At 47.2% G+C, this 19,406-nt stretch carries 20 protein-coding genes; 7 read left to right on the top strand and 13 right to left on the bottom strand.

Going from position 1 to position 19,406, the window contains the following annotated elements; all coding sequences use genetic code 11:
• The 4 genes from QUA33_RS25085 to QUA33_RS25070 form a co-directional block, all read left to right on the top strand.
• The coding region (locus QUA33_RS25085; protein ID WP_333152107.1) for a hypothetical protein at positions 1-205 on the top strand (205 nt) is incomplete at its 5' end.
• A gap of 33 nt (positions 206-238) precedes the next feature.
• The gene (locus QUA33_RS25080) at positions 239-1,495 is read left to right on the top strand and encodes an ABC transporter substrate-binding protein (RefSeq protein ID WP_333152105.1); all 1,257 of its coding nucleotides are present in this window, start codon (positions 239-241) and stop codon (positions 1,493-1,495) included.
• A 152-nt stretch (positions 1,496-1,647) separates the two neighbouring features.
• The gene (locus QUA33_RS25075) at positions 1,648-2,598 is read left to right on the top strand and encodes a branched-chain amino acid ABC transporter permease (RefSeq protein WP_333152111.1); all 951 of its coding nucleotides are present in this window, start codon (positions 1,648-1,650) and stop codon (positions 2,596-2,598) included.
• Between the two features lie 144 nt (positions 2,599-2,742).
• Positions 2,743-3,678 (top strand): branched-chain amino acid ABC transporter permease, encoded by a 936-nt coding sequence (locus QUA33_RS25070; protein ID WP_333152103.1) that lies wholly within the window; start codon positions 2,743-2,745, stop codon positions 3,676-3,678.
• A gap of 323 nt (positions 3,679-4,001) precedes the next feature.
• Here QUA33_RS25070 and QUA33_RS25065 read toward each other — a convergent pair whose 3' ends face one another.
• The 12 genes from QUA33_RS25065 to rppA all read right to left on the bottom strand — a co-directional run bounded on the left by QUA33_RS25065 (position 4,002) and on the right by rppA (position 14,594).
• A complete protein-coding gene (locus QUA33_RS25065; protein WP_333152101.1) occupies positions 4,002-4,409 on the bottom strand; it encodes a VOC family protein in 408 nt (135 codons plus the stop codon).
• Between the two features lie 98 nt (positions 4,410-4,507).
• Positions 4,508-4,921: a VOC family protein gene (locus QUA33_RS25060; RefSeq protein WP_333152099.1), complete on the bottom strand. Its 414-nt coding sequence runs from the start codon at positions 4,919-4,921 to the stop codon at positions 4,508-4,510.
• An 88-nt stretch (positions 4,922-5,009) separates the two neighbouring features.
• Positions 5,010-5,432, bottom strand: coding sequence for a YciI family protein (locus QUA33_RS25055; RefSeq protein WP_333152097.1), 423 nt, complete (start codon positions 5,430-5,432; stop codon positions 5,010-5,012).
• A gap of 46 nt (positions 5,433-5,478) precedes the next feature.
• Positions 5,479-5,931: a nuclear transport factor 2 family protein gene (locus QUA33_RS25050; RefSeq protein WP_333152096.1), complete on the bottom strand. Its 453-nt coding sequence runs from the start codon at positions 5,929-5,931 to the stop codon at positions 5,479-5,481.
• A gap of 175 nt (positions 5,932-6,106) precedes the next feature.
• A complete protein-coding gene (locus QUA33_RS25045) occupies positions 6,107-6,466 on the bottom strand; it encodes a YciI family protein (RefSeq protein WP_172189497.1) in 360 nt (119 codons plus the stop codon).
• Between the two features lie 194 nt (positions 6,467-6,660).
• Complete coding sequence (locus tag QUA33_RS25040) at positions 6,661-7,905, bottom strand: RNA polymerase sigma factor (RefSeq protein ID WP_333152093.1); 1,245 nt, start codon at positions 7,903-7,905, stop codon at positions 6,661-6,663.
• A gap of 150 nt (positions 7,906-8,055) precedes the next feature.
• Entirely contained in the window at positions 8,056-8,622 is a 567-nt protein-coding gene (locus QUA33_RS25035) for a GNAT family N-acetyltransferase (RefSeq protein WP_333152091.1), read from the bottom strand.
• 25 nt (positions 8,623-8,647) lie between these two features.
• Positions 8,648-10,519 carry a serine/threonine-protein kinase gene (locus QUA33_RS25030; RefSeq protein WP_333152089.1) on the bottom strand — a complete coding sequence of 624 codons (1,872 nt, stop codon included), beginning with the start codon at positions 10,517-10,519 and terminating at the stop codon, positions 8,648-8,650.
• A gap of 196 nt (positions 10,520-10,715) precedes the next feature.
• A complete protein-coding gene (locus QUA33_RS25025) occupies positions 10,716-11,675 on the bottom strand; it encodes an aldo/keto reductase (protein ID WP_333152087.1) in 960 nt (319 codons plus the stop codon).
• Positions 11,676-11,987: 312 nt separating this feature from the next.
• On the bottom strand, positions 11,988-12,539 hold the full coding sequence (locus QUA33_RS25020) for a DUF3124 domain-containing protein (RefSeq protein WP_333152085.1): 552 nt from the start codon (positions 12,537-12,539) through the stop codon (positions 11,988-11,990).
• Positions 12,540-12,617: 78 nt separating this feature from the next.
• Complete coding sequence (locus tag QUA33_RS25015) at positions 12,618-13,898, bottom strand: HAMP domain-containing sensor histidine kinase (protein ID WP_333152084.1); 1,281 nt, start codon at positions 13,896-13,898, stop codon at positions 12,618-12,620.
• 18 nt (positions 13,899-13,916) lie between these two features.
• The gene (rppA, locus tag QUA33_RS25010) at positions 13,917-14,594 is read right to left on the bottom strand and encodes a two-component system response regulator RppA (RefSeq protein ID WP_333152109.1); all 678 of its coding nucleotides are present in this window, start codon (positions 14,592-14,594) and stop codon (positions 13,917-13,919) included.
• A 155-nt stretch (positions 14,595-14,749) separates the two neighbouring features.
• Between rppA and QUA33_RS25005 the strand changes: the two genes are divergently transcribed.
• Positions 14,750-15,127 (top strand): hypothetical protein, encoded by a 378-nt coding sequence (locus QUA33_RS25005; RefSeq protein WP_333152082.1) that lies wholly within the window; start codon positions 14,750-14,752, stop codon positions 15,125-15,127.
• Between the two features lie 135 nt (positions 15,128-15,262).
• Here the strand turns inward: QUA33_RS25005 and QUA33_RS25000 are convergent, their stop codons facing one another.
• On the bottom strand, positions 15,263-15,667 hold the full coding sequence (locus QUA33_RS25000) for a BON domain-containing protein (protein ID WP_333152080.1): 405 nt from the start codon (positions 15,665-15,667) through the stop codon (positions 15,263-15,265).
• A 344-nt stretch (positions 15,668-16,011) separates the two neighbouring features.
• Here QUA33_RS25000 and QUA33_RS24995 point away from each other — a divergent pair, with 344 nt between their 5' ends.
• Both QUA33_RS24995 and QUA33_RS24990 read left to right on the top strand, forming a co-directional pair.
• Complete coding sequence (locus QUA33_RS24995; protein ID WP_333152078.1) at positions 16,012-18,726, top strand: cation-transporting P-type ATPase; 2,715 nt, start codon at positions 16,012-16,014, stop codon at positions 18,724-18,726.
• Positions 18,727-18,804: 78 nt separating this feature from the next.
• Positions 18,805-19,353 (top strand): hypothetical protein, encoded by a 549-nt coding sequence (locus tag QUA33_RS24990; protein WP_333152077.1) that lies wholly within the window; start codon positions 18,805-18,807, stop codon positions 19,351-19,353.
• Positions 19,354-19,406 lie beyond the last annotated feature (53 nt).

Raw genomic sequence — 19,406 nt, 5'->3', positions numbered from 1 at the left:
CAACTCTCCCCAGAGTTGTCAAGCGTTTTGCGAAAATATTTTTGACTTTGTTTTGAACCTATACGCACCAAGGGTTTTGGCTGTTTATTCCCGAACCTGCCTCCGCTGGCTGACTCCTCTTTTAACTATGGGGTCTTTTTTTGGGCAAGATGGGACTTTTGGGGGGAGTATCTACCGCCCATGGGTAGAATATCTCTACGTGTAGATGTTCTATATATAGATGTTCGATCGCCTGCTCATGAAAAAACCTACAGCCCGCCCTAGTGGCTTATTCATTACCTGCGCTTCACTGCTGCTGGCTTGCAGTCAGACGAACACTCCCCAAACCTCTACTACAGTATCTCCGGCGACTTCCCCATCTCCCGGTGCTTCGCCAGAGGGTTCACCTGGGAGTAGTTCCAACACTATATCTATAGGTGTTGGCGTGGCCCAAACTAGCAATGTGGCTTTACTGGGTCAGGAACAGGTGGCTGGGGCGAAAATTGCTGAGAAGTATTTCAACGATAAGGGGGGTGTGGATGGGACGCCTATTAAACTGGTGTTCCAAGATACCGGTGGAGACGAACAAGGGACGATCAATGCCTTCAATACTCTGATCAATCAGGATAAGGTGGTGGGTATTGTGGGCCCAACTCTGTCGCAACAAGCTTTTAGTGCCGATCCGATCGCCGATCGCGCAAAAATTCCCGTACTCGGACCATCCAACACCGCTAAAGGCATTCCCCAGATTGGCGATTATGTTGCCAGAGTCTCCGCGCCTGTCGCCGTAGTAGCACCTAATGCGGTGAAAGCTGCACTGAAGCAAAATCCCAATATTAAGAAAGTAGCCGTGTTTTTTGCTCAGAATGATGCTTTTAGCAAATCTGAGACTGAAACTTTTCAGACAACGGTTAAAGATATGGGATTGGAATTGGCAACAGTTCAAAAATTCTTGACTACTGATACAGATTTTCAATCTCAAGCCACTAATGCGATAAATGTCAAGCCCGATCTGATAATTATTTCCGGGTTGGCTGCTGATGGAGGCAATTTAATTAAGCAGTTGCGGGAGTTGGGGTACAAAGGCGTTATCATTGGGGGCAACGGTCTGAATACTTCTAATGTGTTTGCGGTTTGCAAGGCTCTTTGCGAGGGGGTTTTGATTGCCCAAGCCTACAGCCCTGAATATGAAAATGAAGTTAATAAGGCTTTTCGCGATGCTTATCGCGCTCAATTTAAGAAAGAACCGCCTCAATTTAGCGCTCAAGCTTTTACTGGCGTACAAGTTTTTGTTGAGTCATTAAAGGCAATTAATGCTAAGTCGAAGGTTAGCGAAAAGCCTTTGGCAAAATTGCGTACAAATTTGAATCAGCAGTTGTTGGGTGGAAAGTACGATACTCCTTTGGGGGAAATTTCTTTTACGCCTGAAGGGGAGATTAATCAGAAAGAGTTTTATGTGGCACGGATTAAGATGGAGGCGGATGGCAATAATGGTAAGTTTGAGTTTTTGAAATGATGGGAGAGGAACGTTCGATAACGGATTGCCTAGACCGAGTTAACGGAGTTAACGGATGTCAAGAAAACCGAATAAGTAAGAGGAAAGAGGGAAAAATCGTGGCGTATTTGTTTTTGAATTATTTGGCTTTGATGGTCAATTTTTAACGGGTGATGGACTTAACTCTGTTTTTGCAACAATTTTTGAATGGTTTGTCGATCGGCAGCGTGTATGCTATTTTTGCCCTGGGATACACGCTGGTCTTTTCTATTCTGGGAATTATTAATTTTGCTCACGGTGCAGTATTTACGTTGGGTGCTTATTTCACCTATGCGCTGATGGGAGGTGCTTTCGGTTTTAATGGGTTGTGGGCTAACGCTCGAATTCCCGTGGATTTGCCTTTTGCTGTGGCGTTAATTTTGGCAAGTGTCATGGCTGGTTTGGTGGGAGTAATTGTTGAAAGAGTGGCTTTTTTGCCTTTGCGCAGACGACATTCTGATTCTCTGCTGACTGTGGTTTCTAGTTTGGGTGTGGCTGTTGCGATCGCCAATATCATCCAATATCTTGTCGGTGCGGAAATTTACACTTTTCCTGCTAACACTTACGGCTATTTACCGCCTGCCATTAACTTCGGTACAGCGGATAAACCTATTCCGATTCGGACTGTTCAAATAGTAATTTTTGTGGTATCAGTTGCGATTGTAGCTGTCTTAACTTACTTAATAAATTTTACTAAATTTGGTAAAGCAATGCAGGCTGTGGCTGAAGATGCTACTACTTCTAGTCTATTGGGTATTGATACTGATAGGTACATTGTGTTGACGTTTTTTGTGAGCAGTTTTCTGGCGGGTTTGGCGGGGAGTTTGGTGGGTTCTAGTGTAAGTATTGCTGGGCCGTATTTTGGTATTGCTTTTGGTTTGAAAGGTTTGGCAGTGATTGTACTTGGTGGGTTGGGGAGTATTCCTGGGGCAGTTTTGGGAGGTTTTATAATTGGTTTGGTGGAGGCTTTTGTGCCTGGTGATTTTTCGGCTTATAAGGATGCTGTTGCTTTTGCTATATTGTTTATTATGCTATTGGTTAGACCGCAGGGTTTGTTTGGACGGCGTTTGATTCAGAAGGTGTAAGTTAGTTAGATCAAATCCGGTTACATCGGAATGATTAAACCGCAGAGGAGGCAGAGAAAGAGAAGAGAGAAATGAATAATTGGGATGCGACTGGATTTGATATCAAGCGGGTATTTAAGTATGTTTATAATTTAAGATAAAGTTATGGCTGCATTTTTTACTACTTATGGGTTTCTGATTGTCTCGATGTTAGTAGGTGCAATGTTGGGAATGTCGCTATATTTGCCTCTAATGACTGGACAGTTATCTCTGGCTAGCCCTGGTTTTTATGCGTTGGGTGGGTATATTTCGGCGATTTTATCGACGACGGTGTTTAAGCCAACAGGGGGTTTGTTTCCTCTGCCATTGCTGTTGGTGGAGATGATAATTGCAGGGGTTGTTTCGGGGTTGCTGGGGATTTTGGTGGGAATTCCGGCGCTGCGGTTGAGTGGGATTTATTTGGCGATCGCAACTATTGCTTTTGTGGAAATTTTGCGGGTTTTATCGCTGAATCTGGACATCACTGGCGGGGCTGTGGGCATTTTTGGGATTCCGCAACCGTTTGCGACGCCGATCGAGTATTTGTGGATTGTACTACCTTTACTGTTGGTAAGTATGGCGATTGTGTATCGGCTGGAACGGATTCGGGTGGGGCGGGCTTTTGCGGCGATCCGCGCTGATGAGTTGGCGGCTGATGCGATCGGCATTAACCCAACTTTTTATAAGGTTCTGGCTTTCACGTTAGGTGCTGTTTTAGCTGGGGTTGTGGGTGCTGTTAGTGCCCATTTTTTGAATACTTGGAACGCCCGTCAAGGTACTTTCGATGCTAGTATTATTTACTTGACTTCTGTGTTGATTGGTGGTAGTAGGAGTTTTCTGGGAGCAGTTTTGGGTGGGATGGTGTTTACTGCTTTGCCGGAGGTTTTGAGGGGGATGGCGACTATTCAGGGATTGCCGATTTGGTTGGCGCAATTTCTGCGGGATGGACGTTTAATTATTTTTGGGTTGCTGATTGTTTTGGGGACGATATTTTTTCCGCAAGGTTTGGTGACGCCGGAGTTGTTGAAGAGGTTTAAAAAGGCCGATCGTACTTCTGTTTAAAAAAGGATGGTCAGCCATCGCCGACCTCAGCAATCATCACTACCCTATCGTTGATGCGGACTTCAGAGTCGATCTGCTTTCGCGATTATTGGGGAACCGCCTCAGTTCGATCGCTGGCAATACTCAGATGAGAAATGCCATGTTTCTGGTACACCATCGACAACGAAATACGGCGAAACGCAGTTGTAGCCAACTGGTTTAGATGATTAATTCATGGTTTATGCGGTCTTTGTGGATATTCGATCGCTCTTCTCAATGCGATCGCTAACTTGGACTCATTGAGAAGAGCTTTGTATTGTTTTCAGGAAGCAGATAGAAAATGCCTAACCTTGATTGACTGCGCTGGGTTCCATGAATATAGTTTCCCAAATGTGACCATCTAAATCCTGAAAGCCATGACCATACATAAATCCGTAGTCTTTCGGTTCATTGTAGGTCGTTCCGCCAGCAGCAACTGCCTTGCCAATCATTTTATCAACTTCTTCTCGGCTCTCGGAAGACAAGCACACCAGCACTTCTGTACTTTTGGTGGCATCGCAAATTGGGTTGGGTGTAAATTCCTTGAACTTGGCTTCTGTCAAGAGCATGACGAAGATGTCTTCGCTCACAACCATACAAGTGGCAGTTTCGTCAGTAAACTGGGCGTTAAAACTGAATCCAAGTTTAGTAAAAAATTCTACAGACCGATCGAGATTTTTGACGGGTAAATTCACGAAAATTTTAGTAGCCATGTTTTCTCCTTTTTAACTTCGATCGCAAGGTGAAAAATTAACGATTTTTCGCTAATGTTTGAATAGAAGGGTAAGGCCTGTGAGCAAACTTGAAAGGGTTAGGTAGCTGGCTGGACATTAATCATCCACGGTGTGCCAAATCGATCGACAAGCATTCCAAAACGGGTAGACCAGAAGGTCTCTTGGAATGGCATCTTTACCGTTCCGTTTTCTGCCAATTTTTGAAAGATCCGCTCCGCTTCGACCAGATCGTCAAATTGAAGATTCACAGAGAATCCCTGTGGTTTTTTAAAGTCATCGGGTAGAGTGTCAGAACCCATCAATACCATTCCACCAACAGTTAAGTTGGCGTGCATGATTCGATCGCGCTGTTCGGAGGGAATTTCCTCAGACATCGGCGCATCCCCATAGGTCATCATCCCGTCGATTTTGCCACCTAAACACTGTTCGTAGAATTTAAATGCAGCTTCGCATTCACCGTCAAAAAAGAGATAAGTATTCGATTGCATCATGTACTCCTTTGGTTAATAGTCGATCGAGCAATCCATTCACGGGAAATGATGTGGCTGCCGGACGAAAAGTTAGGCAGTATTTATGCCCTCAAGAACCCTTGAGTTGTTCTGCCCCCGCCCGAATGCGTTCTTCCTGTTCCCTGAGTTCGGGCGTCAAGGATTCGCCGAAGTCCTCTGCACTAAAGATCGGGCGAATTTCGATCGCGGATTCTCCTGGCATCGGGTTGGGGCAGCGTTTGACCCAGGCGATGGCTTCGTCCATCGACTGCACTTGCCAGATCCAGAATCCGGCAATCAGCTCTTTTGTCTCTGTGAACGGCCCGTCAATCACGCTCCGATTTGTGCCTGAAAACGTCACCCGCGCTCCTTTTGAGCTGGGATGTAGCCCTTCGCCAGCGAGCATAATTCCCGCCTTGACCAATGCTTCGTTGTACTGCCCCATTTCCGTCAGAAGCTGTTCGCTGGGCATGACGCCTGCCTCTGAGTCTTCGGTAGCTTTGATTAGAACCATGACTTTCATCGTGAAATATCCTTTTTTTTGTGGTTGTTGAGCTGGGCTAAGGTGCGGTGGTAAAAACGGCTTGAGACGTTTCTGGATCGAAGGGGACAGAGCAATGCTCGTGCACAATCTGCCATCTGCCCTGCTTCCGCTGGCACGCAGAGGTCATTCGCATCCACATCTGCGCCCCAGGGTGATCTTTTGGCATCCCTGTGAAGTGAAAAAGCCAGTGCGCGATCGCCAAATCACCGGTCACGGTGAGGCTGAGGTCTCGCATCTCAATCCCGAAGGAGTCCGGGAAGCAAGGCAGGCAAGCCTCCCACGTCCGTCGAAATTCATCTGCACCTTTGGTTTGGAACGGCGGTATGGCATCGAAAATAATCACATCTTGGGCGTAGTGCGCCATGATGCGATCGAGGTCTTTGGCGCAGATGGCACTGGCCGTATCTGCGATAATTTGGCGAATCTGGGCTTCGTCTTGTGTTTTGGTGGTTTCGGTTGTCACAGTCATCGTGGTCTCTCCTTATTGATGTCGATTGGTTTTCCGGGCGCAGATTGAAAACTGCTAACCCTTGCTCTACCATCTAGTCGAATAGAGGTGCGCCCGATCGACAAGTTGAACATTTTTTCTGGAAAAGTTTGTCAGTGCGGATGTGGAAGCCTGCGTTGAGCGGTATTGACAGCAACTACTGGTCTGATGGCAAGCCCGACAGTTCCACGATAGGGCGAATTTCCACCGTACCTTTACTGGCGCTTGGTAGGCGTGCTGCGATCGCGATCGCTTCGTCAAGATCCTGGGCATCGATCAGAAAGTAGCCGCCGAGTTGTTCGCGCGTCTCCGCAAACGGCCCATCGGTGACAAGTTTTTTGCCGTCACGCACTCGAATACTGGTTGCTGTGGCGATCGAGTGTAGGGGCGAAGCACCCAAATATTGACCGTTCGCTTGCAGTTCTTGAGTTAGCTGTAAAGACTTTGCGTAGCATTGCTGCAGCTCGCTTTCAGTCCAGGCATTTTCGTCGCTGTAAATCAGCAATATGTATTTCATCGTTACTCCAAAATTCGATCTGAGATAGTCGCCTTCATTTATATCAATTCCGGTTAGATCGGAATGATTAAACCACAGAGGACACAGAGGACACAGAGAAAGAGAAGAGAGAGATAATAATTCCGATGTCAACGGATTTGATATTAGTAGTCGTTCGGCGAGGCTGCAAATCGACAGCAAAGCAAAAAATTTTTTCAGGCTAACTCGCGAAGGCGTTTTTCGAGAAAACGACGCTCTGGTTCCTGTTTCACGATCGCCAGCGCCTTTTGGTAGGATTCTCTAGCATCAGCCGTTCTGCCGAGCCGGCGACACAAATCCGCTCGCGCGGAGTGTGCCAGATGGTAGTCTGCCAAATCGCCACGCGCTAATATTTCGTCGATCGATTGCAGTCCCGCTAAGGGGCCATCGCGCATTGCCACTGCCACCGCCCGATTTAAGGCAACAACGGGCGACGGCTCTAATTGCACGAGCAGGTCGTATAAGCCCACAATCTGCGCCCAGTCCGTTGCTGCAGGACTCTGGGCCTCTGAATGCACGGCTGATATCGCAGCCTGAAGCGTGTACGAACCAAACCGTCCTGATGATAGCGATTGCTGCACCAGTAACGTGCCTTCAGAAATTTGTGCTTGATTCCAGAGCGATCGATCTTGGTCTTCTAGAAGGATGAGGTCGCCTGTGGAGGAAGTGCGTGCGGTGCGCCGCGATTCTTGCAGCAGCATCAGCGCCAGGAGTCCAATTACCTCGGAGTCTGGCAAAAGTTCCATTACCAGCCGTCCCAAACGGATCGCTTCGTCAGCGAGATCTGCCCGCGTCAGCGATCTGCCAGATGAGGCCGCGTACCCTTCGTTAAACACCAGATAGATCGTTTGAAGCACCGTGTCCAATCGATCGGGCAAATCGGTTTTCGACGGCACTTGATAAGGAATGCCTGCGGATCGGATCTTCGCCTTGGCCCGCACGATCCGCTGCGCCAACGTGGGGGGAGCAATCAGGAAGGCGCTGGCAATTTCCTCGGTACTGAGTCCGCAGACTTCCCGCAGCGTCAACGCCACCTGAGCTTCTGGCGACAGGGCCGGATGACAGCAAGTGAAAATCAAGCGCAGGCGATCGTCCTCAACGTCCTCCTCATCCTGGATTGTGGCGTCACTCGGATCGAGTTGTTGAGCGAGTTCTGCCAAGTGCGTATCAAAGCGGGCGCGACGGCGAATGGTGTCGATCGCTTTAAAGCGACCCGTAGATACAAGCCACGATCGCGGGTTAGCGGGAATGCCGTCGCGGGGCCATTGCGCTACAGCCGCAGCGAAGGCTTCGTGCATCGCCTCTTGGGCGCGATCGAAGTCACCGAGCAAGCGGATTAGTGTGGCTAAAACGCGACGCGACTCGGATCGGTACACAGCTTCCACCTGCTGACGGATTTGATTGGCTGCTGTCTCATTCATAAAGCCTTCACAAAACAAACATATATAGCGGTTCTCGGAAAAATGAGGTATTCACGAATTAATTAACAATTCCCCAATCCCCCAATCTAAAATCTAAAATCTAAAATCTAAAATCTAAACTTGTACCCGATCTATCTGAGAAAGGCTATATTATTGGCCGTGCCGCAGAGTACGATGCTCCCATTGCGCCCGTGCAATCCGCCAATCGACCTCGCTCCAACCGCGATCGGACATCCATGACGACCCTGGGCGGGTAGCAACCACCTCTGCTCCTATCCACTCGGCCAACCGAGCGATCCGGGTATTTGCACTCACGGTAGACCCGGAGATCGCCTTCAGATCGAGTTCCGCGAACCCAAAGTCGAGCAGCGCACGCCCCACCTCGATCGCGTAGGCATATCGCCCCCAATAGGCTGGTGCCAGTTCAAGACCAAATTCCATCTCGCCAGTTTCAGACAACCTTCCCCGCAGTCCACAGCAACCGACAAGGGCGTAAGGTTCCTGTCGTTGTACGATCGCCAGTTGGTAATTGAGTCGAGGGCGATCGCCAGCCCATGCCTGAAACATCTCGAATAGACGTGCGGCACGGTCGGGACTAGACCGATCGGGTTCGTAAAATGTCAGGTTGCGCGGATCGGCTTGATAGTCCAAGAATGGCGATCGATCGGCATCTACAAAGTCACGCAGCAGAAATCTTTTGGTTACAATCTTTATCATGATTTACCACTTTAATTATCGGCAATTAAACAAACATCATATTCTGCCAAATCTTAATAGTTTTGTCACTGCTGCCGCTAGCCAAAAACTCTCCTTCCGGGCTAAAATTAACAGAATAGACCGAGTTAGTATGACCAGCAATATTACAAATTTCTTGACCGTCTTTCACTCGCCAAATCTTGAGAGTTTGATTGCTGCTACTAGCCACAATCTCGCCATCGGGACTAAAAGCAATAGAATCAACATACCAAGAATGTCCTGTGATAGTTAAAACTTCTTGCCAATCTTTGACCCACCAAATTTTAATAGTATTGTCATGGCTGCCGCTAGCCAAAAACTCTCCATTGGGACTAAAAGCTATGCAGCGAACGGAGTCTGTATGACCTGTAAGTGTGCGAATTAGCTTCCCATCTTTAACTCGCCAAATTTTGACTGTTCTGTCCCAACTGCAACTAGCAAGAGTTTCTCCATCAGGGCTAAAAGCAACAAAATAAACTAAATTATTGTGACCCGCAAGCGTGCGAATTTCTTGCCCGTCTTTGACTCGCCAAATCTTGATTGTTCTGTCCCAACTGCTGCTAGCAATAATTTCGCCATCGGGACTGAAAGCTGCGCCGTAAACTGAGTTACTGTGACCGATCAGGGTGCGGATTTCTTGTCCATCCTTCATACGCCAAAGTTTGACAGTTTTGTCGTGGCTGCTGCTGGCTAGCATCTGTCCGTCCGGGCTGAAAGCTACTGTATAAACCGAGTTAGCGTGTCCTGTGAGGGTGACAATTTCTTGCCCGTCTTCAACTCCCCACAGCTTGATTGTTTTGTCATCGCTGCCGCTGGCTACAACTTCTCCGTTGGGGCTGAAAGCCACAGAGTAAATTAAGTTTTTGTGACCTGTTAGGGTGTGAAGACATTGCCAGTTATAAGTTTGCTGTTGGGGCTGGGCGGGAGTTTTTCCTGGTTTAACTAACTTGGAATTTGTTTGAGGAATTGCTAGATCGATCGCAACTTGGGGATTAATTTCTTTTAATACTTCAACAGCCGTTTGATAGCGGCGGTTGGTAGCATTTGCAATCATTTTGTCTAAAATTTTACTGAGTTCTTCACTCACCGGGTTGTTGGCCAAATACTGCCGCCATATCCAGGCATCTTCACCAGGATCGAACAGGTCAAATGGGGAAACTTGAGTTAGCAAATACAAACAAGTTACGCCTAAACTGTACAAATCGCTGGCAAAAAATGCTTTGCCTCTGGCTTGTTCGGGGGCGATGTATTCGGGGCTGCCGATGCTGGTTCCTGTTTTGAGTAATGCTGTACCTGTGGCAATTTTGGCAGCGCCAAAGTCTACTAAAACTAATTGTTTGTCGGCGCGGCGGATGATGTTTCCGGGTTTGATGTCTCGGTGAATAACGTTGTGGGAATGGATGAAGTGAAGGACGGGTAATAAGCTATTGAGTAAGTCTTGAATTTGATTTTCTGTAAATGTGCCTTCTGTTTCTACAATTTGTGCTAAATTTTGCCCGTCGATAAATTCTTGGACTACATATTGTCTGCTGTCTTGGATGGAATAAGCTAATAGTTCGGGAATTTGAGGGTGTTTGCCCAATTCGTCTAATCGCATTGCTTCTTGTTCAAAAAGTTCGGCTGCTTTTTTGCTGTTGCGATTGCTTGCTGATGGGATGAGTTGGATTTCTGCGGGTAAAAATTGTTTGATGACGCAGCGAGGTTTTGAGGGTTTGTCTTCGTCAACGGCGAGAAAGGTTCTGCCAAAACCGCCTTGTCCGATCGCCTTTATCGCCCGGTAGCGATCGCGCAGCAGCAGTTTCGACCGGCAATTTTTGCATAATTTGACTGCGGGGGGATTTTGTGGTTTGGAACAGTTAGGATTTAGACAGTAACTCATTCGATTTTAGATTTCGGATTTTAGATTTTGGATTTTAACTTTTTGAATATTTCCACAGCGCAGTAAATATTATACCTCTTGCACAAGTCACAATCCCATCGACTTGTAGGGTGCGTCAGACGAATTTATAGGATGATTATCTAGGATGTAGGTTCTGACGCACCTTACTATATATGCCAGTTGTGTCAGTTCTATTTTAGAAATTCCACATAACGGGGTTGTCGTCTAAATGATCGGTGACTGTTCGCCCGATCGCGTCAATTTCTTTTAATTCCTCTTCACTCAATTTTACCTCAGCAGCTTTCGCATTTTCGGCTGCTTGTTCGCCGTCGCGCGCCCCGACAATTGCATTTGTTTGCGGCTGGGAAATCAACCAAGCTAAAGCTAAATTTCCTAAGCTTGTCTGGTGGCGATCGGCAATTGGCCTGAGTTGATTTAATGCTGTTTGCACTCGGTCGTAATTTTCTTTGATGAACAGCTTATTTTTAGCGCGGTGGTCGCCTTCTTCAAACTTGTGTTCTGGCCCGAATTTACCTGTCAATATTCCTTGAGCTAGAGATGAATAGGCAATGATGGAGATATGATTGTCCACACAATAGGACATAGCATCTTTTTCTACCCAGCGCCAAAACAGAGAATATGGCGGTTGCAGGCTGTCGATGCGTCCGTATTGGGCGGCTTCTTCTATTTGGGCGCGGGAGAAGTTGGAAACGCCGATCGCCCGAATTTTTCCCTGTTCTTTTAACTTGTTCAGGGCGTCCATTGTTTCTGCAATTGGCACTAACTCGGAATTCCAACTGCCAGCGGGCCAGTGGATTTGGTAAAGGTCGATATAATCGGTGTTGAGGTTTTTTAGCGATCGATCGCAGGCTTCGATTACCAAATCCGGTTTCAGGTGGTTGGGGGCAACTTTGCTAGCATAAACTACTTGCGATCGCACATCTGAAAGTGCTTGACCGATAATTTGTTCCGAATGGCCTTCTCCGTAAACCTCAGCCGTATCAAAGGTGGTAATACCGGCCTCAAAAGCGGCGCGCATTGCTTTGACAGTTTCAGCATCCTCAATTCCCACCCACATCCGCTTCCCAGCTTGCCAAGTCCCCATAATTATCGGGGTGATCTGAATTTCCGATGTCCCCAATTGTCGCTTTTGCATACCCTAAGTCCTCATTTATATTTTTAGTATTCACCCTCAAACTCTCTAATCTTAACAGAAAAAAGTTGGGTAGTCATGCACAGTAATGCTATCGTTTTATTCTGCACTAATTATAGTGATGTACAAAGTTAAAAATTAAAAATGCGAGTATCTCAATGAAAGCAGCAGAGCTAGAAATAGGAGTTATGAGTCAAGAGCCAGGAGAAAAGAGTCAGAAGGAAGAAGCCAGAAGAAGTGTTATTACAAATATGAGATGATCCTCTTATGGTAGTCTAAAACTACCTTGTAAAGCAAGAATTTAATTCTCTAAAATCATTTTGGCATTTTGTGTTGCTTGAGAACTTTAGCGGGACTAACAAATGAAATGCCCTGAGAAAAAGAGGTACTGATCATGACAGCTTCAATGACAGGCTCATAAACCGTTTTTTCTGCAACCCACTCCACAATAAAGTTGGCACCTGAGCCTCCACTTGTATCATTTGCTGCAATAAAAAAGTGTGTGGAAGCAAGCGGCTTGAGTTCTACAGGACTCTTAATATCCTGCCTAATCAATTTCCCATCGGTATCGTAGTAACGCACAGAAGTGATAATAATCGAATTTGTCAGATCCGTATTGCGAATACTGAGCGTGGCTGACAACTCCATCACCTCATCCTGGCTATTGTAGTGATAAATATGCGAGTAAATAGGGACATATACGGTTTGTCCCATCACAACCTTTGTTTTATCTAAGGTGACAGATCTCAGTGAGGTTTCACGTTTTGTATCAGGTTGTTGCCTTTGTGAGCTAGTTTGCTCAGAACAAGAGGTAATGACGATCGCGGCGATCGCCCAACCAACCCAGAAATCATGTTTCAGCTTCATCGGCCTTCATCCAAATACACCACATACATTGCAGTTCTGTCTAAAGCAGAGTACACCTTCTCTCTCGTTTGAGGCGGCTTAGTGATAAGGTTTGAGCGGCAGTTCAATCTGAAACGTTGAGCCTTTGCCCACTTCACTCGTCACATAAATTTTTCCACCATGAGCCTGGACAATCTGTTGGACGATCGCTAACCCTAGTCCAAATCCACCACTATCGAGCGATCGCTCAGTATCCACCCGATAGAAGCGATCGAAAATATAGGGTAAGTCCGCTTCTGAAATACCGATTCCCGTATCGATTATCTGAATGACTGCCAAATTGGAATGAAGAACTAGGCGTATCTTTACAGTTCCGCCAACGGGAGTATATTTACAGGCATTGTAAAGCAAGTTTTCGACCACTTGCCGTAGCAAATCGGGGTCAGCCAATAATTCAATCGGTTGTGCCGGTAATTCGCAGGTCAGTTTGATATTTTGGGGTTCTGCAAGTGCGACAAACTGGGTTGCTAAATTGCTCAGCAACTCGTTGAGATTGATTAACTTGAGCGATTCCGGCGCAAGTCGCCCTTGATGACGAGCCAACAGCAGTAAATTATTCACCAGCGCTCCCATTGATTTTGCGCTATCTACAATGTTTTCTAAGGGAGGATGGTAACGCGAATCATCAGCCGCGATGAGCAACCCAAGCTGGGCATTAGTGAGAATGGCAGACAGGGGCGATCGCAACTCGTGAGAGGCATCGGCTGTAAAGCGCTGAAGCTGTTGATAGGCTTGCCGAATCGGTTGCATGGCCAGCCCGCTGAGAAACCAACCTGTGAGGGCAATTAAGCCCAGTGCGATCGGGACAGCGAAAGTTAGCACAATCTGAAGCTCAGTGAGCCTGTTTTGAGTTTCTGTCAGGGGAGTTGCAACCTGAAGATAACCGAGTACACCAGTTCTACCTTCAACGGGTAATGTCACCTGACGCAGCCAGATTCCTTTTCCCAAAAGTGGATCGGTCGATCGAACTGTGAGATAACCAAAGGGCGTATTTAACTGCTCTGAAGAAGGAGTCCCAAAAAAACGAACGAGCCGCCTTTGGGCGTTAAACCAGCGCACATAAATCAGATCTTCTGCAAGGGGATGAGACCCACTGCCTAACAAAGGGACATGACTCAGATCGACCTGGTTCTGGTTTTTGCGAACTTCATAATGCACGCTGGCAGCCATGACTCTAGTTTTGTCATAGAGGAGTCGATCGAGTGCCTCCAATTTATCTTTTACCTCAATCCGGTAAATCACCCCCGCAAACAGCACGAGAATGCTTCCCATTGAGAGGGTGAACCAACGAGCCAGATTGCGACGACTTTGATTGAACACGGCTTGCCTTTACGATCGTTACTGTTGAGGGGAAGTAAGGCGATAACCCATACCGTAAATGCTCTCAATCCAGTCTGCAGATCCTACAGCCTGCAAACGTTGGCGGAGTTTGCGAACTAGAACGGTGATCGCATTGCTCTCTGGTTGAGTCCCCCATTCCCACACCGCTTGTTCAATCTGATTCCGACTCAAAACCTGTCGAGGATGACGCATAAAATACTCCAACAACTGAAACTCGCGACTGGAGAGGGAAACGGTTGCACCTTGTCGCTCAACAGTAAGAGTATCGAGGTGGAGGTGCAGATCCTCAAGGCTGAGCGTATCTCCTTGCCAAAGGGGCGATCGCCGTCTTAATGCCCGGACTCGTGCCATGAATTCAACCAAATCGATCGGTTTCACCAGGTAATCATCTGCACCTGCGTCTAACCCGGTCACTTTTTCAGGGGTAGTGTCTCTTGCGGTGATCATCAAAATCGGCGCTGTTTTCCCTGCGGCTCGATATTGACGACAGAGATTTACCCCACTGATATGTGGCAACATCCAGTCCAAAATCAACAAATCATAATCTTTTTCTGATAACAGCCACTGTGCCGTCTCTCCATCTTTTACCCCATCTACGCTATGTCCTGCTTGAGCTAGTACCGTTTGCAGCGGCATCAGTTGCTTTGGGTCATCTTCCACCAGCAAAACTCTCATATCTCGGCTCGCTTCCTTCACAGCTTGCAGTTTTCAGCATTAGAGTTTGAGGCGATTCGCGCATCTTCTTTAAGCTAGATTTTAGGATAGAGCAAGTTGTATTAAAGTGCAAAAAGTATAGTAGGAGCCTCAAAACGAATGGGAAAGAATAGCTGATGATTAGACGTTGGTTAAAAGCATCAGGCGCAGAGTTTTGGGTGCCATTGCCGTTTGTGGCGATCGCGTTTTGGCTTGGTTCGAGTTTCCTAATGGCTCAAGAATTACAACAACCCCAGATCGCAAAGAATAAACTTCAGGCAGATACCCAGCTTAAAGCAACGGTTTCTGTCAATATATTGCTGATCAACGCGGTGATTAACCGAAAACAAGGAACAACCCTGGTTGCGGTAGAAACAGCAGAACCCATTTTGAAGCGATTGGAATTAGAATTGCCAATGACTGATGCAACTCAGATAGAGACAGCGATCGCGCAAGAACTCCAGTTATCGCGTCAAAATGTTCGCCAGTTAGTCCGTTACGAGATCGTTGAATAAGTTTATTGTTTCAATATTGCGATCGCATCCAGTTAAATAAGGTTGGCTAAGTCATAGGTTTCCTGGCTGCGATCGAGCAATTCCTCAAGCAGCAAAAAAAAGCGCCAAATACTCTTGCCACTTGAGGATTAAGAACTACTGAGTGACGATTTCGTTATTGATGGTAACATTTGCTGCAACTTGCCGAGCAATTTGTTCTGCCAATGCTTTTTGTTCTGCCGTTTGAACGCGCCCTGTTAACACAATCGAATTATCCCGATCGTCTGCGTCCAAATCGAATGGCTTGAGGGTGGCATCCGAGTCTAAAGCGTCTTCTACGCGATCGGCAATATCGTCAATGTCTTGATTCTGAGGCGTCTGTGCGGTCGTGGTTGCAGGCGCAGAAGCGGTTGGAGCAGTCGTATTTCCAGTGGCAGTTGTGGGAGCAGAAGTAGATGGAACTGTTGTCTGTGAAGTATTGGGCGGGTTGCAAGCACCTAAACCCAAAATTGCAACAGTGCTGACGCTGATTCCTTTTGCAAATAGCTTTAATAATTGCATACTCTTTGTCTGTTTTGTTTGTTGTGAAACGCAATTTTGCTGATAAAACTCAGGATGAAGTCTTTGAGCATTTCAACTTAACGCGTGAATGTACGATAGTTCATCTATCAAAAGTAATGCTTTTGACAACACTCTTAATAAAAGGCAACCATAAATCAAATCTAGTGAAGTAAGGTTTGCAAGTCCATAAGCTATCTCAATCAGTTCTGTTCCTAAGTATAGGAATCAAATGTGATCCAAATGTGAGTAACACAAATCAGTCCATCACTTTTTGCTCACATTCATCAATGACGCTAGAAACAAGACGAAACAACAGAGAAGCACTTGGCTTGACAAGAAACTTTATGACTGCAACTAATGTAGAAAAATTAGTAGAACACTCTTGGCATCACCTCTCTGTCGAGAAAGTGGCTCGGCTTTTAGAGACTGACCTGGAAATAGGTCTATCTTCCGACGTGTCAGCCCAACGCCGCGAGATCCTCGGTCCCAATCAACTAACGGCTCAGAAGCAGCAAAGTGTCTGGTTGCGATTTTTTCAGCAACTGAATCAGCCGCTAATCTACATTTTGTTAGCCTCTGGCATAGTGACAGCATTTCTGAAAGAGTGGATTGATTCAGGGGTAATTTTTGGGGTTGCTCTGACGAACGCCACCATTGGTTTCGTTCAAGAGTCAAAGGCAGAAAATGCGATCGCCGCTTTAGCAAAATCTGTTGCAACTGAGGCAACCATTCTCCGCAACGGTCAAAAGCAAGTGGTTTCATCCAGCGAACTGGTTCCTGGCGATCTCGTCTTGCTGTCTTCAGGGGATAAAGTGTCTGCGGATCTGCGGCTGATCGAAGTCCGTGACTTACAGGTCGATGAGTCAGCATTAACGGGAGAATCTGTCCCGGTCCAGAAGCAATCCCAGGCGCTAGAGGCAGATGCTGCACTGGCCGATCGCACGAACATGGCGTATACCGGAAGCCTGGTAACGTTTGGACAGGGACGCGGACTCGTCGTCAACATTGGTGACATGACCGAGACCGGACACATCTCCCAACTCATGCAGCAAAGTACCGCACTGGAAACCCCACTGAGTCGCAAAATAGACAAATTTAGCAAAACCTTGCTCTATGTCATTTTAGGTTTGGCTGCCTTCACCTTTGCTGCAGGCATTGCCCAGAGATTTTCTTGGGTTGAGGTGTTCAAGGCATCTGTAGCGCTTGCAGTCAGCGCAATTCCTGAAGGCTTACCCGCGATTTTAACGGTGACACTGGCGATCGGGGTTTCCCGCATGGCAAAGCAGCACGCCATTATTCGCAAACTTCCGGCAATTGAGACACTCGGCAGCACCACCGTGATTTGTTCCGACAAAACCGGAACCTTGACGGAGAATCAAATGACTGTTCAGGAGATTGATGCCGGTGGAAAGCGATATCGGGTTAGCGGTGGAGGATATGCACCAGATGGGGAAATTTCTGTAAATGGACGCTCCGTTGACCTAGCGAACGCACCTGCCTTATATGAATGCCTGCAAGCAGGACTTTTGTGCAACGATTCTTATCTAGACGTGCAAGATGGAAACTGGACTGTAGTCGGTAGTCCAACGGAAGGGGCCCTGGTTGCGGTAGCCCAAAAAGCGGGGTTAATTGCTGAGAAACTGGAGGAAGCGCTTTCCCGGATCGATACACTTCCGTTTGAATCTCAGTTTCAATACATGGCAACCTTACATGACGATCGTCCAGAACGGTTGATTTATGTCAAGGGTTCGATCGAGGCAATTCTCAAGCGGTGTCGCCAGATGCTCGATGAAGAGGGAGATGCGAGATCCCTCAACCCCGCGCCGATCGAGCAAGCCGCGGACAGAATGGCAAAAAAAGGGTTGCGAGTTCTGGCACTTGCCAAGAAAGTTGTACCCGCTTCTCAATCTTCAATTGAGCATTCTGATATTGAGCAAGGGTTAACTTTTCTGGGTCTGCAAGGCATGATCGACCCGCCCCGCCCCGAAGCCATTCAAGCGATTCAAGCCTGTCGGTCTGCGGGAATTCAGGTCAAGATGATTACGGGCGATCACGCCAAAACAGCAGCAGCGATCGCGCACCAAATGGGACTAAATCAAACCCAAGAGGCTCCCGTTTTTACGGGTCAAGAACTCGCTCAAATGAATCAGCAGCAATTAGCCAATACTGTCGAACAATGCTGCGTATTTGCTCGTGTAGCGCCAGAACAAAAGCTCCGCATTGTCGAAGCACTTCAGTCTAAGGGCGAGATTGTGGCGATGACTGGAGATGGAGTTAACGATGCTCCCGCCCTGAAGCAAGCTGATATTGGGGTAGCGATGGGCATCACGGGCACTGAAGTCACAAAAGAAGCCGCAGATATGATTCTGACGGATGACAACTTTGCTTCGATCGAGAAAGCAGTTGAGGAAGGGCGCACGGTTTATAAGAATCTGCTGCGGGCGATCGCCTTCATCCTGCCCGTGAATGGTGGAGAGTCCATGACCATCTTGATTGCCGTACTTTTGGCAACCCCGCTACCCATTTTGCCAGTACAAATTCTCTGGCTGAATATGGTCAGTTCAGTTGCGTTGAGCTTACCGTTGGCATTTGAGCCGCCCTCTCCCGATGTCATGCAACAGCCGCCTCGACCTGCCAATGAACCGCTTCTGTCTCGCAGGCTGACGGCTCGGATTCTGACAGTTTCGGTATTTAACTGGATTGCGATCTTTGGGATGTTTGAATGGATCGTCCAAACCACAGGCAATGAAGCTCTAGCCCGGACGATGGCAATTCAAGCATTGGTGGCGGCCGAAGCTTTTTACCTGTTAAGCATCAGTCGCTTCGTTCCGGCGATCGCCGCCAAACTGCGCGGTAAAGATGAATCAGTTGGCTATGCGGTGGCGATCGGCATTGGGGCTATTTTCATTCTCCAATTCCTGTTTAGCCAATGGGGCATTATGAATCAGTTATTCGACACTCAAGCTTTGACCGCAATCCAAGGCTTAATTTGTATCGGATTCGGACTGCCAATGATTCCTTTGTCAGCTTTGCTAAAGCGTTTTGCACCTCTGAACTAAGTGGTTTTTATGATGCGGTTTTTGCAAGCGATTTTACACACTATTTACCAACTTTGTAGCGTTGATTAAATATTTCTCATGAATTACCAAAACCTCAAACGTGCTAGCGGCCTATTTACCAATCATCGAAACGCAAAGCAGGCGCTAGTTGAACTAAAAAGCAGGGGCTTCCCCATGCACAAGATTTCAGTGATTGCTAAACCTTCTGACAAGAATGAGTTGGACTCTCTGGGCGTGCAGCAAATTTTAATCACAAGAGCAGCAGGCGCACAAGTAGGCGCGATCTTAGGCAGCATGCGACTAGGTTCACTAGCCTTAATTGTTGGACTCAGCAGCCTGCTAATTCCCGGTATTGGTCAGGCAGTAGCGGTGGAAAGCATTTTAGCAACTTTCTTTGGAAGTGGGATTGCTGCAACTGCTGGCGGTGTATATGGCGCACTTCAAGGATGGTTGGTGCCAGAAGAACAAGCAAGAGTTTACAATAACAGATTTAACCAGGGAGATTATTTGCTCGTCATGGAGGCAAGAGAAAATGAGATCGTGATTGCTGAACCTGTCCTTAAACGTTGGGAGATTCTGACGTGGCGTGTGGCGTGTGGCGTGGGGAGCGTGTCACTTTTGCAATAAGTACAAATACTTAAATAAGGCTGTTGTGACCAATTGCAGCCATTCTGAGTAAA

The organism is Microcoleus sp. Pol14D4 (assembly GCF_036701245.1).
Lineage (GTDB): Bacteria > Cyanobacteriota > Cyanobacteriia > Cyanobacteriales > Microcoleaceae > Microcoleus.
This window is presented reverse-complemented; position numbering and strand designations above follow the sequence as displayed.